This window comes from Actinomadura hibisca NBRC 15177 (genome assembly GCF_001552635.1).
Lineage (GTDB): Bacteria > Actinomycetota > Actinomycetes > Streptosporangiales > Streptosporangiaceae > Spirillospora > Spirillospora hibisca.
On sequence record NZ_BCRO01000022.1, the window covers coordinates 36648 to 50367 of the forward strand.

Consider the following 13720-nt stretch of genomic DNA (forward strand, 5'->3'; position numbering starts at 1 on the left):
CGGGCCGTCAGACCTGCTCGGCCGGGGGGATCGACGGCCGGGGCACCGGTGGTGGTGAGGTGGGGCTCTGCACGTGCGGCCCCGCCAGCGCCTCGTAGAACTCCTTCAGGCCGGGGATCTCGCCGTGCTTGGTCTTGACCGCCGCGCCGATCTGCCGCGCCCGGTGCACCAGGATGTCGGAGCGGTGCTCGGGGGGCAGCTCCAGGATGGCCTCCTGGCCGACGTCGAGCGCGGACTGGGGGTGCCCGGCGTGCAACCGGCAGAACGCGCGGTCGAGCCGGACCAGGGTGAGGTCCACCCGGTCGGTCGGGGCGTAGAGGGTGAGCGCCTGGCTCAGCACCTCGTCGCCGTGCTGGTGGTCGCCCAGGTTGGTGAAGGTGTCGCCCTCATAGAAGGTCATCTGCCGGTCGGTGAACCCGAAGGCCAGGTCACCGGTCTCGTCCTTGGACAGCTGGTCGAACACCGACCTGCCGCGCACCAGGGCGCGGCGGGCGCTGGGCGCGGCGTCGCCGCGGCCGCGCATCGCCAGCAGGCCGAGCGCGCGCGCCTCCACCGCCGGGGCCATCGCGGCCGCCACGCTGGGGGTGCGGCCGGCCAGGTCCTGGGCCTTGCGGGCCAGGTGCAGCGCCTCGCGCGGGTCGCCGTAGTACATGGGCACCAGCGCCTCGCGCACCGTCACCCACGCCCGCAGCTTGCGGTCGGCCGTCTCGTCGGCGGCCGTGCGCGCGGTGCGGAAGAACGACCGGGCCAGCCGGTGGTCGCCCAGGTTGATCATGATCAGGCCGGACAGCCCGGACAGCTGGGCCGCGATCCGGCACAACCGTTCCTGGAGCTCGACCGGCTGCCGCTTGTCGCACATGCGGCGCACCTCGCTGAAGTCCAGCAGCACGTCGCACAACATCCGGAGCGACGGGGTCGCCTGGTACTGCTGGCCGTAGCCGAGCGTCGTCTCCTCCCACTGGTCGAGCATGGTCGGCGAGACGGTCGCGCTGACCAGCGTGTCGTCCATCTTGCGCCGAAGGTTGTCCACGGCCCCCAGGAACTGACCGTCGAGCGCCACGCCCGCTCCGGCCAGCAGTTGCAGAAGGGTCCTACGAAGCACGATGTCCTCCTCTCCCACATCCATGGAAAGGGGGCCGTCGGCGCGGTCAAGCCCCCGTGATTCACTGACGGTGATCAAACGCCGGTCGTCCATGGCGGGGACGACCGCCCCGACGAGCGCGTCGGGTTCCTCGTGCGCGTGCCGCGCCGGCCCGCCCCGCGGGGAGGTCGTGCCGGCGCCCGGGGGGACCGCGTGCCCGCGGCCGCAGATGCAGGGGCTCTGGTACCCGAGCTCGTCGGGCTCCACCCGGTAGACGGCGCAGAGGTAGTGCAGGTACTCCGGCCCGGGACGCTTGTAGCCGCTCTCGTAGGCCGACAACAACGTCTCGCCGAGCTTGGGGGCCGGCTTGCCGTCGACCTCGAACAGGGCCCGGACCTGGGCCACGATGTCGGACAGCGCGACACCGTGCGACAGGCGGTGCGCCTTGACCCGGCTGGTGCCGAAGAGCGGCCCGCACTGATCGTGGATCTCGGCCGCGATCTCCGCGGGGCAACGCCCTCGCGCCAGGCCATGCGCACGTATCCGGCGCGCGATGTCCGTTTCCTTACGAGGGGGGTCCGACATCGTTTCCGGCCTCCTCACCGCCGGTCCGGACGACCCCTCCCCTATCATCGGGGCAGGTCGTCGCGGCCGCGGCGACCGGTTTCCTGGTTGGCCACGACAAATAATCTCTCGCGCACAGAGCGTAACGCTCCTTTCGGGGGCACGGCCAGACTTTCCCGCGAAAGGCGGGCGCACCGGGTGCATCCTCCTGCACTCGGGTAGAGATTTATCCTCCGCGGGAGAAGGAGCCTCTTCCGGGGTGGGGAAAACCCGTACCGGGCCCCGCCGGGCCCCCTTGACCCCTCACCCTAAGAGTTGCAACTCTCACGGTGTGTCCGCTCCCGCCCGCCGCGGGTCACCGCGAGCGACCGGACCGTTCCGCACAGTTCGATCTTGGACGGCGGGCCGGCGCGCACACCCCGCCGCACGGCGGGCGCACGGGAGCCCCGCCCGCGGGCGGGGGGACGCACGGGAGAACGTCGGTAACGGTCCTCGGAGCACGAACGACGGAGGGGGTGCGCAGGTGGTCAGCGACAGACGCGTCGGCTACCTCGAGGAGCTGGAGCACGAACTCGACACCCGCGGGCTGGTGGCCCGCGTGGTGCGGACGCGGTCGGGCCCGGCCTTCCTCCGGGTGGTCAACCCGGAGGCCGCGAGCCTGGCCGAGGACGTGACGTGCGCACCGGCGCCCGAGACGCACGATCACTACTACTGGTGGTCCTGGGGGGAGCGCATGCATCGGGTGGACGATCCGGGCGGCGCCGCGGTGAAACTGGCGCACGTCCTGCAGCCGCTCCGGCGGGAGCAGTGCTGCGAGACGCGCGCCACCGCGGCGGTGGGCGTCGAGGCGCAGGGCCTCGGCGCCGGTGGCCCGCGACCGGTCCCCGAGTGGCCGCCCGGCCGCTCCTAGAACCGGGCGCGTCCCGCGGGCCCGCGGCCGGACACGGCGCGGCGGCCGCGGAACCGGCGGGACGCGTTCGTCCGCCCGATGCGTGCACGGGCGGCCCGGTGCGCGTACGAACCTCGGTTCGTGCGCGCACCGGGCCGGAGCACGACGGGCGATCACGGAGCATTCCGGGCGAGCACGCAGGGTGACCGGAGCGATCGTCACCGCGACCGGATCGAGGCGGCCAGCGCAGGCCGCCGCCGGGGCGGGCCCGTGGGCAGCGGGCCCCGCCCGGCACGACGCCAGACCAGTCCCTCCCCGGCCGGGTTCCGCCACACCGCCCGGCGCAGTACGAACCGGTCGTCACCGTCCCCTACGATCGGGCTCGTAGCGCCGCAGGTCCACGGCGATGTGACGAGACACCACAACCGGCCGGGGAGGGTCTGCCCCTATGTCAGCGATCGTCGAGACGCTGGGCTTCTGGTCCCAGCAGGGATCGGCCGAGGAGTTCTGCAAGCCGGACGAGCCGAGCATCGCCTGCCGGCTGGCGTGGAACATCTCGCACAGCGCCGACTTCACCCGGTTCTTCCGGACCTGGCTGGACGGGCCGCTTAACACCACGTTGTGGATCGTCATCACGTTCGTGATCGCGCTGGTGCTGCGCAACGTCGCGCACCGGATGATCACCAAGGTGACGTTGCGGATGGCCGAGGGCACCATGTCCGAGCGGGTCCGCGAGCGCAGCCGCACCGTCTTCGACGGCAGCCCGGCGCTGCTCAACCAGCGGCGCGCCCAGCGCGCCCGCACGCTGGGCTCGGTGCTCAACAGCATCGCCTCCATCGTGATCATGGGCACGGCGGCGTTCAGCATCCTGGGCTCGCTGGGCCTGAACCTGGCCCCCATCCTGGCCAGCGCCAGCGTGATCGGCGTCGCGGTCGGCTTCGGCGCGCAGAACATCGTCAAGGACTTCCTGGCCGGGCTGTTCATGCTGCTGGAGGACCAGTACGGGGTGGGCGACTTCATCGACGTCGGCACCGCCAAGGGCACCGTGGAGGCGGTCACGCTGCGGGTCACCCGGATGCGCGACGTCGACGGCGTGGTCTGGTACGTGCCCAACGGCGAGATCAAGAAGGTCGGCAACGAGTCCCAGAACTGGGGCCGCGCGGTGCTGGACATCCCGGTCGACATCGGCGAGGACGTGGAGAAGGTCAAGGAGATCCTCAAGGTGGCCGCCGACGGGCTGGCCGCCGACCCCAAGTGGGACGAGGTGATCCTGGAGGAGCCGTCGGTGTGGGGCGTGCAGTCGCTGGCCGCCGAGGCGCTGGTGATCCGGGTGGTGCTCAAGACCGCGCCGGGCCGGCAGGGCGACGTGGCGCGCGAGCTGCGCGAGCGGGTGAAGCGGGCCTTCGACGAGGCGGGCGTCTCGGTCGCGACCCCCGCTACCGCCTGACCGTCCGGGCCGCACCGAGAAGATCGCTTGCCCGCTTCGCTGCGGGGCCGCGTCCGGGTCACGTAGGGTGGAGATCGTTATGGCGCAACAGGAACAGGTCACCTTCTACGAGGCGGTCGGCGGCGAGGAGACCTTCCGCCGCCTGGTGCACCGCTTCTACCAGGGCGTCGCGGACGACCCCCTGCTCCGTCCCCTCTATCCGGAGGAGGACCTCGGCCCCGCCGAGGACCGGCTGCGGCTGTTCCTCATCCAGTACTGGGGCGGCCCCAACACCTACAGCCGGGAGCGCGGCCACCCCCGGCTGCGCATGCGGCACGCGCCGTTCGTGGTCGACGAGGCCGGGCGCGACGCCTGGCTGAAGCACATGCGCGACGCGCTGGACGAGATCGCGCTGCCCGAGCAGCTCGACAAGATGATGTGGGACTACTTCACCATGGCCGCGCGCAGCATGGTGAACACGCCCTCCTCCTAGGTGACCCGCCCGCCTCAGCGGGTAGATCGCCCGGTATGACGCGAACCCCCTCCCCCTGGTGGCGCAATGCCGTGGTCTACGAGGTCTACGTCCGCAGTTTCGCCGACTCCGACGGGGACGGCGACGGCGATCTGAAGGGCATCACCGCACGGCTGGGCCACCTGCGCGACCTCGGGGTCGACGCGCTGTGGCTGACGCCGTTCTACCGCTCGCCGCTGGCCGACGGCGGCTACGACGTGGCCGACTACCGCGACGTCGACCCGCGCTTCGGCACGCTGGACGACTTCGACGCGCTGGTCGCCGCCGCGCACGAGCAGGGCCTGCGGCTGATCGTGGACATCGTCCCCAACCACACCTCCGACCAGCACGCCTGGTTCCAGGAGGCGCTGGCCTCCCCGCCGGGCTCGCCCGCGCGCGAGCGCTACATCTTCCGCGACTCCCCCGGCGACCGGCCGCCCAACGACTGGCCGTCGGCGTTCGGCGGTCCGGCCTGGACGCGGTTGCCGGACGGGCAGTGGTACCTGCACCTGTACGCGTCCGAGCAGCCCGACCTGAACTGGCGCAACCCCGAGGTTCGCGCGGAGTTCGAGTCCATCGTGCGGTTCTGGCTGGACCGCGGCGTGGACGGGTTCCGCATCGACGTGGCGGCGGGCCTGTTCAAGGACGAGTCGTTCACCGACCTCGGCGACCGGGGCCGGCGGGTGGTGAACGGCCCGATCTACTCGCGGCCCGAGGTGCACGAGGTGTACCGCGACTGGCGGCGCATCCTGGACTCCTACCCCGGCGACCGGATGGCGATCGGCGAGGTGTGGACCGACGGCCCCGAGGAGCTGGCCCAGTACCTGCGGCCCGACGAGCTGCACCAGGTGTTCCAGTTCGACCTCCAGCTCGCGCCGTGGTCGGCCCCGGCGTTCCGGGACGTGGTGACGGCGGCGCTGGCGGCCGTCGCGCCGACCGGGTCCGCGCCGACGTGGGTGTTGTCCAGCCACGACTCGGTGCGGCACCTGACCCGGTACGAGCAGTCCGGCGACCTGCCGGGCGTCGGCTACGCGCGGGCGCGCGCGGCGCTGCTGTTCCTGCTGGCGCTGCCGGGGTCGGCGTACCTGTACCAGGGCGAGGAGCTGGGGTTGCCGGAGGTGACCGACCTGCCCGACGACGCGCGGCGCGACCCGGTCTGGTTCCGCAGCGAGGGCGCGGAGAAGGGCCGGGACGGGTGCCGGGTGCCGCTGCCGTGGTCGGGCAAGAGCGAGCCGTACGGGTTCGGACGCGAGGGGACGCGGCCGTGGTTGCCCCAGCCGGAGCGCTGGGCCTCCCTGTCGGTGGAGGAACAGAAGTCCGACCCGACGTCGATGTTGTCGTTCTACCGGATGGCCCTGGAACTGCGGCGCGAGCTGCTCCCGGAGCTGCCCGACGAGCTGGAGTGGCTGGAGTCGTCGGGGACGATGGTGGTGTACGGGCGCGGTGACCTGGTCTGCGCGGTGAACTTCGGGGAGAACCCGGTCCGGCTGCCGAAGGGACGGCCGCTGCTGACGAGCGTCCCGCTGTACGGGGACCTGCTGCCCGGCAACGCGGCGGTCTGGCTGAAGGTCTGACCGGCGCGAACGCGACGTGCGCCCGCCCCCTGCCGGGGACGGGCGCACGTTCCGTGGGAGGGACTACAGCGGGCGGCGGCCCTGGAGCAGCAGCGGGTCGTCGGCCTGGGGCACGTCCGACGCCGCGCGCACGCCCGGAGCGACGTTCGCCCAGCGCAGCAGGTCGGCGGTCGCCTTGGCGCGCTCGGCGTCCGGCAGCTTGGCGATCAGGCGGCCGCTGTGGTTCTGGCCGGGGGCGACGTAGACGGCCGAGTCACGGCTGCCCCGCCCGAGGCGGAACGGCTCGGCGCGCCACGGGTCGTTGCCGCCGTAGACGAACAACATCCGGCTGCCGTGGTTGCGCACCCAGCTGTCGACGTCGCGCATCGCCTTGCCGCCGTCCCAGCGCACCGGGATGGAGCGCGGCAGGTAGGCGCGGGCGTTGTTGTAGGTGTGCTCGTACCGCACGTACGGGCGCAGGTTCCTGAACTGGGGGTTCGGGGCGCCGAGCTGGTACCCCGCCTGGTAGTAGTACGGGATGTACGGCGAGAGGCCCTGGTCGGTGTAGAACGACAGGCCGGCGACGTCGTTGAGGCTCTTGTAGAGCACGTCGTCGGAGTCCTTCACCGACGGGACGGTGTCGCAGCTGCTCTGCAGGTTGTACTGCCAGAAGCCCCACTCGTAGTCCATGACCGAGTTCTCGAACGCGCGGTCGATGTTCCTCAGGAGCTTGAACGTCCAGCCGTTGGCGGTGGCCTCGGTCTGGAAGCGCTTGAGCATGGCCGGGCGGCGCTTGAGGAACTCGCGGGCGACGCTCTTGAGCTGCGCGCGGCACTTGGGGTCGGTGCCGACGGTCGCGAAGAAGCGGTCGTAGGCGCTGTCCTCGCGGTCGTCGACGTTGTTGGGGGCGACGTAGGCGACGGTGCCGTCCACGTCACTCGGGTAGAAGCGCTTGTGGTAGACGGCGGTCATGCCGCCCTTGCTCGCGCCGGTGGAGATCCACTTCTTGCCGTAGATCTGCTTCAGCCGGCCGATCAGGCGGTGCTCGTCGGTGGCCGCCTGCCAGATGGTGTCCTTGGTCCAGTCGGTGGGCACCGGGCGGGACGGGGTGAAGTAGCGGTACTCGACCGAGATCTGGTTGGCGTCCAGCAGGGCGGTCGGCTCCGAGGTGAACATCGTCTCGGGGGTGTCGTAGCCGCTGGTGTAGAGCACCATCGGCTTGGCCGCGTCCTTGTGCTGGAGCATCACGCGCTGCTCGAACCACTGGCCGCGGGGGTTTCGGTGGTCCACGGGCTGCTTGTAGGTGAGCCAGAACCAGCGCTGGCCGGGCAGCGTGGAGGGCTTCTCCTCCACCTTCATGCCGGGGATCGCCTTCAGCCGGGCCGCGATGTCGGTGGACGGCGCGGGGGCGGCGTGGGCGGGGGCGGTGAGGGCGCCGCCGGCCAGGCCGGCGGTCAGGAGCAGGGCGGCCGTTCCTTGTGAGAAGCGCGGCATGGAGCCCCTTTCAGCGTGCGGAGATTCGTGATCAGCAGCCGCACCATAAAGGGAATATCGGGTCGAAAGCGGATCTCGGACACGCTTGTTATGGACCCGTGACGGCCCGGCGACCGCCGCGCGCCGCCGTCCGGGCCGTCCGGACGGCACCGTGAGGCGGTTCGTCGGGCAGCGCCGCCGGACCGGGCGTCAGACGGCGCCGCCGGTCGCCAGGTGGGCGACCAGCCAGGCCAGGCCGAGCCCCAGGGCGAGGCGGCGCAACTGCCAGCCGACCGGCTTGCCGCGCACGGCGAAGACGCGCCAGACCAGTTCGGAGAGGGTGTCGCCGGGTCGCCGGTTGACGACAGCGGGCAGCTCGATGGCGAGGAACATCAGGATCCAGAAGATCCATGCGGCGAGATAGGGGGACATGATCGACCTCGGAGGGGAGAAGTTCTTACTGGAAACTTCCCGTAACAAATGATCGTTACCCCTGGTCGTGCCGATTCGCCGCGCCGGACCGGCGGCGACTCTTACTCCTTCGGGGCCAGGTACCGCCCGATGAACTCGCGCTCGTGCGGCGTGAAGCGCCGCAGCCGGTTGTTCTCCACGTCGAAGGCCACCAGCGTCGAGGTCGCGGTCGCGAACACCTGCTCGTCGTCGCGCACCTCGTAGGCCAGCTTGAACGACGCGGCGCGCGCCTCGGTCACCCAGGTCTCCACCCGGATCGGGTAGACGGTGGGCAGCAGCGGCCGCCTGTAGTCGATCTCGTGCCGGGCGATCACCATGCCGCGCACCGGCTGCTCCCCCTTGCGCACCGGGTCGCCGTGCAGCATCTCCAGCCGCGCGTCCTCCAGGTAGCCGAGGAACTTGACGTTGTTCACGTGGCCCTGCGAGTCGATGTCGCCGAAGCGGATGCTGAACTCGTAGACGTGCCGGAAGTCGGCCGGGGGAAGCTCGTTCTGCTGCATGTCCTCGCCTGGGGATCGGTGGCGTGCGCGCGGGGTCGGGCCGATGCTACCCGCCGAAGATCCGGGGGCCGCCGCCCGCCTCGGCCTTCACCGGCCCGCCCCCCGGCGTGGGACGGCGGCAGGCCCCGTGCACACGGCGACGCCGCGTCCCCGGCGGGGACGCGGCGTCGCTCGGTGTCTCGCGGTGCGGGCGTCAGTCGCGGGTGAGGCGACGGTGGGTGACGCGGTGCGGGCGCGCCGCGTCGGCCCCCAGGCGCTCGATCTTGTTCTTCTCGTAGTCGGCGAAGTTGCCCTCGAACCAGAACCAGTTCGAGCCCTCCTCCCACGCCAGGATGTGGGTGGCGATGCGGTCCAGGAACCACCGGTCGTGCGAGGTGATCACGGCGCAGCCGGGGAACTCCAGCAGCGCGTTCTCCAGGCTGGACAGGGTCTCGGTGTCCAGGTCGTTGGTGGGCTCGTCCAGCAGCAGCACGTTGCCGCCCTGCTTGAGGGTCATCGCGAGGTTCAGCCGGTTGCGCTCGCCGCCCGACAACACGCCCGCGGCCTTCTGCTGGTCGGGGCCCTTGAAGCCGAACGCCGCGATGTAGGCGCGCGAGGGCATCTCGACCTGGCCGACCTTGATGTGGTCCAGCCCGTCGGAGACGACCTCCCACACGTTCTTCTTCGGGTCGATGTTGCCGCGGCCCTGGTCGACGTAGGAGATCTGCACGGTCTCGCCGATGCGCAGCGCGCCGGAGTCCGGCGTCTCCTCACCGACGATCATGCGGAACAGCGTGGTCTTGCCGACGCCGTTGGGGCCGATGACGCCGACGATGCCGTTGGGCGGCAGGTTGAACGACAGGTCGTCCATCAGCAGCCGGTCGCCGAAGCCCTTGGTGAGGTGGTCGGCCACGATCACCGTGTTGCCCAGGCGCGGGCCCGGCGGGATCTGGATCTCCTCGAAGTCGAGCTTGCGGGTCTTGGCCGCCTCGGCCGCCATCTCCTCGTAGCGCTGGAGGCGGGCCTTGGACTTGGTCTGGCGGGCCTTGGGGTTGGAACGGACCCACTCCAGCTCGTCCTCCAGGCGCTTCTTGCGCTTGGCGTCCTTGTTGCCCTCGACCTTCAGGCGCTCGGCCTTCTTCTCCAGGTAGGTGGAGTAGTTGCCCTCGTAGGGGTGGCAACGGCCGCGGTCCAGCTCCAGGATCCAGGTCGCCACGTTGTCCAGGAAGTACCGGTCGTGGGTGACGGCGAGGACGGTGCCCTCGTACTTGGCGAGGAACTGCTCCAGCCACTGCACGCTCTCGGCGTCCAGGTGGTTGGTGGGCTCGTCCAGCAGCAGCAGGTCGGGCGCCTCCAGCAGCAGCTTGCACAGCGCGACGCGGCGGCGCTCGCCACCCGACAGCTTGGTCACGTCGGCGTCCGGCGGCGGGCAGCGCAGCGCGTCCATGGCCTGTTCGAGCTGGCTGTCGAGGTCCCAGGCGTTGCGGTGGTCGAGCTGCTCCTGCAGCTTGCCCATCTCCGCCATGAGCTCGTCGGTGTAGTCGGTCGCCATCTCCTCGGCGATGGCGTTGAACCGGTCGAGCATCGCCTTGGTCTCGGCGACGCCCTCCTCCACGTTGCCGAGGACGGTCTTGTCCTCGTTCAGCGGGGGCTCCTGCTGCAACATGCCGACCGTGAAGCCCGGCATCAGCCGCGCGTCGCCGTTGGACGGCTGCTCAAGACCGGCCATCATGCGCAGCAGCGTGGACTTGCCAGTCCCGTTGGGGCCCAGAACGCCGATCTTCGCTCCGGGCAGGAAGTGCAAGGTGACGTCGTCGAGGACGACCTTGTCGCCATGTGCCTTGCGCACACGCTGCATCGTGTAGATGTACTCGGCCATGGAGTCAAGCCTAGGGGGTGTCGGGCAGTAGTTCGCCGTCCTTTCCGGCGGCCCGCCGACCGGGTGATCGGCCGGGTGGCCGGCCGGCCCGCCGGCTAGCCGGTCTTCTCGATGGCCGGGAGGCAGACGCGGTCGCGGCCGGACTGCTTGGCCCGGTACAGCGCCAGGTCGGCGGCGGCCAGCAGTTCGATCAGGTCCTCCCCGTGCATCCGGAACAACGAGACGCCGACCGAGATCGTCACCCCGACCGAGCCCTCCTCGGTGGGCACCGCCAGCCGGCGCACCCGGCCGCGCAGGCGCTCGGCGACCCGGCACGCCTCCACGGTGTCGGCGCCCGGCAGCAGCACCACGAACTCCTCGCCGCCGAACCGGCCGACCACGTCGTAGTCGCGCAGCTGGCCGCAGAGCGTGCTGGCCACCCCGACCAGCACCTGGTCGCCCACCAGGTGCCCGTAGGTGTCGTTGACCTTCTTGAAGTGGTCGATGTCGATCAGCAGCACGGCCAGCGGGTCGTGGGTGCGCTGGGAGCGCGACAGCTCGGTGTCGGCCTCGCGCTGCCAGGCGGCGGCGTTCAGCAGGCCGGTCTTGGCGTCGGTGCGGGCGGCGGCCTGGAGCTGCTGGTGCATCAGGCTGCGCTGGAGCAGCACCACCGGGGGCAGCGCCAGCAACAGCAGGGCGGGCGACAGCGCGCAGGTGATCGCCACCAGCATGCCGACGCACAGCTCCACCACGTCCAGCAGCAGGCTCTCGCGGTTCCACAACACCGCGCGCCAGCGGGCGTCGGGGTCGGCGGCGTGCGCGGCGACCGCGACCAGCACCATGTTGATCACGGTGAACAGCGCCGCGCAGCCGACCGCGACCGGGATGCCCGGGTAGCCGTCCACCACCCAGGCGGGCGTGCCCGCCAGCGGCTCGGGCACCACCAGGTGGAACACCGCCGAGGTGGCGGCCCCGGCCAGGCCGAGCGCCGAGGTCACCACCACCCGCCGGTAGAGCAGGGTGCGGCGGACGCGGAACTGCAGGAGCAGTTGCAGCGGGATCGGGATCAGCAGCGCGTACAGCGGCGGCAGCAGCAGCGCGGCGGGCAGCCACCAGGCCGACAGCAGGTCGCGCGCCACCCCCGGCGGCATGCCGAGCCGCCGCGAAGCTTCAATGCAGACCGCGCCACACGCCACCAGCGCGGCAAAAATGAGTAGATCATTCAGCCGGAACTCGGTGCGCACCAGGCCCGCGAGCGTCAGGATCAGGTGCAGTCCGGCGACCGCCGGCACGTAGACCGCCAGGAGTGACGGACGTCCACGAGCCGTGCTGTGCCGGGGCTCCGGAGCCAGTTCCCCGCCCCGGTCCTCGGCGGACGACTGCACTGCCGTCATCCTTCCCCCCTATGTTTCACGTTGTGTAACACGATAGTTGCAACGTGTGCGGAGCGGGCCGGAAACCGGTACCTTCGATAACGCACGGTGGGTGGTCGAACCGGCCATCCGCACCAGGACCTGCGAAATCGCGGTCCGCAGCACAACCGAGGGGGAAGACACCATGCGCGGCGTTTCTTGGGCCTGACGCGGCCGCAACCCCGACGGCGCGGGGGCGTCGTCCGGTAGCACGAGCCGTCGGCCCGTCGTTGCCGTCGGCGCCTCCCACCCGTGAGACCCGGGGCGGATCAGGATCGGGAGGGCCGCTGCCCGTCCATGACCTTGGCGGGCAGTGCACGGGCCTCCCGGTCGAGGGTCTCCGCCCGGGTCTCCGCCCGGGTCTCCACCCGCTGCGGACGCTCGCCCGGCCCGGCGGACCGGCGCGTGGACTCGGTCCGCACCACCTGGAGATGCGCGCGCATCTCGACGCGCAGCGACTCGGCGGTGCCGTCGATCCGCTCGCGCAGCCACTCGGTGGCGGCCTGGACCTGCTCCCGGTGCGCTTGGGCGTTGATTCCGACCTGCTCGCGCAGCGACTCGGCGTTGGCCTGGACCTGCTCGCGCAACACCTCCACATCAGCGCGGACCTGCCCGCGCAACCCGTCGCCACCGTCCCGGAACTGCTCGCGCAACCCGTCGAGACGGGCCAGGGCTTCACGGCGCTGCCCCTCGGCGTCGGCCTGGACCTCGCGGCGCAGCCCGTCGGCACTGGCGTGCAGTTCGGCACGTACCCCGCCGAGCCCGGCCTTCATCTCCGCCCGGAACCCCTCGTAGGCCGCGTTGCCCTCCGCGCGCAGCCCGTCGACGGCGGCCGCCGTCTCCCCGCGCAGCCCGGCCACCTCCGCCTTGATCATCCGAACGGCGAAGGTCACGGTCACGAGGATCGCGGCCGAGAAGAGGGTGATGGTGACCCAATCTTGGTTCATGACTACTGAGAGTACGCTCGTTTTTACTCTCCGAACAGACCCGACGTGCTCCCGTTGGGTCAGCGATCCCTGTCCCCACCCTCCCCTTTCCGCTTCCGCTCCGCCCCATACCCAGCTTCAAGGGCATTTCTCCCCCACCCCCGCCAGCTCACCAGCCCGTACGGCCAGAATGCTCGGTCCCGCCGTTAGGACAGCCGGGCCGGGCGTCAGGCTGCTCGGCCTTGTTTGGGAGGGGTCGGCTTGGGGCGCTTCGCCACGGGCGGCGGTTCAACGGGGACAAGGGATGGCTGGGAATCCGCTTCGGGGGGCGGGGATGGGACGAGGGAGCGGGATGCTTTCGCGGGCTGATCATCGAGTTGTTCTCCGAGATGCCCGCTCGGAGACTCGACGGACTGGTCACCGGGTCGGCCGTTCGAGGGCGAGAACTCGACGGACTGGTTGCCAAGGCGGTCGTCCAGGCGGTCGTCCAGCCAGCTACCCGGGCGCGCATGCAGGGGCTCGACGGGGCGTTCTGCGGGGTGGTCGTCCGGGGGATCTCCTGGTTGGGCGGCCGTTTTCACCGAGGCCAGGGCCCACTGGTCCGTCGCCGCGCGCACCTCTCGGCGGTCGGCGTCCATCACCGCGGCGCGCTGCGCCGGGCGGAAGGCGGTGGTGCCGCGGGTCAGGTCGTGGCCCACCGTCGTCGCCTCCACCTCGGCCGAGAAGCGCCACTGGCCGTCCTTCTCGTACTGGCGTATTCGCAGGCGGCCCGTCACCACCACCGGGTGGCCGCGGCGGAACTCCGAGGCGTTGATGTTGTCGGCCAGCGCCCGCCAGCAGTTCACCGTCAGGAAGATGGTGTCTTGGTCGTGCCACTGGCCGGTCCGCCGGTCGAAGCGGCGCGGCGTGCAGCCCACCCGCACCGTCAGGAACGGGGTGCCGTTCGCGGTGATGGTGTAGAAGGGCTCGGCCGCGACCCAGCCGGTCACGGTGATCTGCGCTTCGTTCATGGTGTCCTCCACGGTGGGCGGGGCGATGACCTCCACCGTGCAGGAGCGGGCGGGGAGATCGGAAGGC

Annotated in this window: 12 protein-coding genes; 4 read left to right on the forward strand and 8 right to left on the reverse strand. The window is 71.2% G+C overall.

Annotated elements, in window-relative coordinates:
- Window positions 1-7: 7 nt before the first annotated feature.
- Window positions 8-1666: an NsdA family TPR-like regulatory protein gene (locus AH6_RS10735; protein ID WP_169807831.1), complete on the reverse strand. Its 1659-nt coding sequence runs from the start codon at window positions 1664-1666 to the stop codon at window positions 8-10.
- 502 nt (window positions 1667-2168) lie between these two features.
- Here AH6_RS10735 and AH6_RS10740 point away from each other — a divergent pair.
- The 4 genes from AH6_RS10740 to AH6_RS10755 all read left to right on the forward strand — a co-directional run bounded on the left by AH6_RS10740 (window position 2169) and on the right by AH6_RS10755 (window position 6045).
- Window positions 2169-2555, forward strand: coding sequence for a hypothetical protein (locus AH6_RS10740; RefSeq protein WP_245679260.1), 387 nt, complete (start codon window positions 2169-2171; stop codon window positions 2553-2555).
- 427 nt (window positions 2556-2982) lie between these two features.
- Complete coding sequence (locus AH6_RS10745) at window positions 2983-3981, forward strand: mechanosensitive ion channel family protein (RefSeq protein WP_067477691.1); 999 nt, start codon at window positions 2983-2985, stop codon at window positions 3979-3981.
- A 79-nt stretch (window positions 3982-4060) separates the two neighbouring features.
- The gene (locus AH6_RS10750) at window positions 4061-4453 is read left to right on the forward strand and encodes a globin (protein WP_067477694.1); all 393 of its coding nucleotides are present in this window, start codon (window positions 4061-4063) and stop codon (window positions 4451-4453) included.
- Between the two features lie 35 nt (window positions 4454-4488).
- Entirely contained in the window at window positions 4489-6045 is a 1557-nt protein-coding gene (locus AH6_RS10755; protein ID WP_067477697.1) for a glycoside hydrolase family 13 protein, read from the forward strand.
- A gap of 63 nt (window positions 6046-6108) precedes the next feature.
- On the opposite strand, the gene AH6_RS10760 is transcribed toward AH6_RS10755, so the two are convergent.
- The 7 genes from AH6_RS10760 to AH6_RS10790 all read right to left on the reverse strand — a co-directional run bounded on the left by AH6_RS10760 (window position 6109) and on the right by AH6_RS10790 (window position 13689).
- The gene (locus AH6_RS10760; RefSeq protein WP_067477700.1) at window positions 6109-7518 is read right to left on the reverse strand and encodes a S28 family serine protease; all 1410 of its coding nucleotides are present in this window, start codon (window positions 7516-7518) and stop codon (window positions 6109-6111) included.
- Window positions 7519-7707: 189 nt separating this feature from the next.
- A complete protein-coding gene (locus AH6_RS10765; protein WP_067477703.1) occupies window positions 7708-7929 on the reverse strand; it encodes a hypothetical protein in 222 nt (73 codons plus the stop codon).
- Between the two features lie 101 nt (window positions 7930-8030).
- Window positions 8031-8468, reverse strand: coding sequence for an acyl-CoA thioesterase (locus AH6_RS10770; protein WP_067477706.1), 438 nt, complete (start codon window positions 8466-8468; stop codon window positions 8031-8033).
- 193 nt (window positions 8469-8661) lie between these two features.
- Window positions 8662-10326 carry an energy-dependent translational throttle protein EttA gene (gene ettA, locus AH6_RS10775; protein WP_067477709.1) on the reverse strand — a complete coding sequence of 555 codons (1665 nt, stop codon included), beginning with the start codon at window positions 10324-10326 and terminating at the stop codon, window positions 8662-8664.
- 95 nt (window positions 10327-10421) lie between these two features.
- On the reverse strand, window positions 10422-11699 hold the full coding sequence (locus AH6_RS10780) for a sensor domain-containing diguanylate cyclase (RefSeq protein WP_067477712.1): 1278 nt from the start codon (window positions 11697-11699) through the stop codon (window positions 10422-10424).
- Between the two features lie 287 nt (window positions 11700-11986).
- A complete protein-coding gene (locus tag AH6_RS10785; protein WP_067477715.1) occupies window positions 11987-12664 on the reverse strand; it encodes a hypothetical protein in 678 nt (225 codons plus the stop codon).
- 206 nt (window positions 12665-12870) lie between these two features.
- Entirely contained in the window at window positions 12871-13689 is an 819-nt protein-coding gene (locus AH6_RS10790) for a single-stranded DNA-binding protein (RefSeq protein ID WP_067477718.1), read from the reverse strand.
- Window positions 13690-13720: the final 31 nt, after the last annotated feature.

Excerpts from the sequence above, each read along its gene's own strand:
- AH6_RS10770 (WP_067477706.1), bottom strand. The coding sequence starts at position 8,468 with ATGCAGCAGAACGAGCTTCCCCCGGCCGACTTCCGGCACGTCTACGAG.
- AH6_RS10745 (WP_067477691.1), top strand. The coding sequence starts at position 2,983 with ATGTCAGCGATCGTCGAGACGCTGGGCTTCTGGTCCCAGCAGGGATCG.
- AH6_RS10755 (WP_067477697.1), top strand. The coding sequence starts at position 4,489 with ATGACGCGAACCCCCTCCCCCTGGTGGCGCAATGCCGTGGTCTACGAG.
- AH6_RS10785 (WP_067477715.1), bottom strand. The coding sequence starts at position 12,664 with ATGAACCAAGATTGGGTCACCATCACCCTCTTCTCGGCCGCGATCCTC.
- ettA (WP_067477709.1), bottom strand. The coding sequence starts at position 10,326 with ATGGCCGAGTACATCTACACGATGCAGCGTGTGCGCAAGGCACATGGC.
- AH6_RS10760 (WP_067477700.1), bottom strand. The coding sequence starts at position 7,518 with ATGCCGCGCTTCTCACAAGGAACGGCCGCCCTGCTCCTGACCGCCGGC.
- AH6_RS10735 (WP_169807831.1), bottom strand. The coding sequence starts at position 1,666 with ATGTCGGACCCCCCTCGTAAGGAAACGGACATCGCGCGCCGGATACGT.
- AH6_RS10780 (WP_067477712.1), bottom strand. The coding sequence starts at position 11,699 with ATGACGGCAGTGCAGTCGTCCGCCGAGGACCGGGGCGGGGAACTGGCT.
- AH6_RS10750 (WP_067477694.1), top strand. The coding sequence starts at position 4,061 with ATGGCGCAACAGGAACAGGTCACCTTCTACGAGGCGGTCGGCGGCGAG.
- AH6_RS10765 (WP_067477703.1), bottom strand. The coding sequence starts at position 7,929 with ATGTCCCCCTATCTCGCCGCATGGATCTTCTGGATCCTGATGTTCCTC.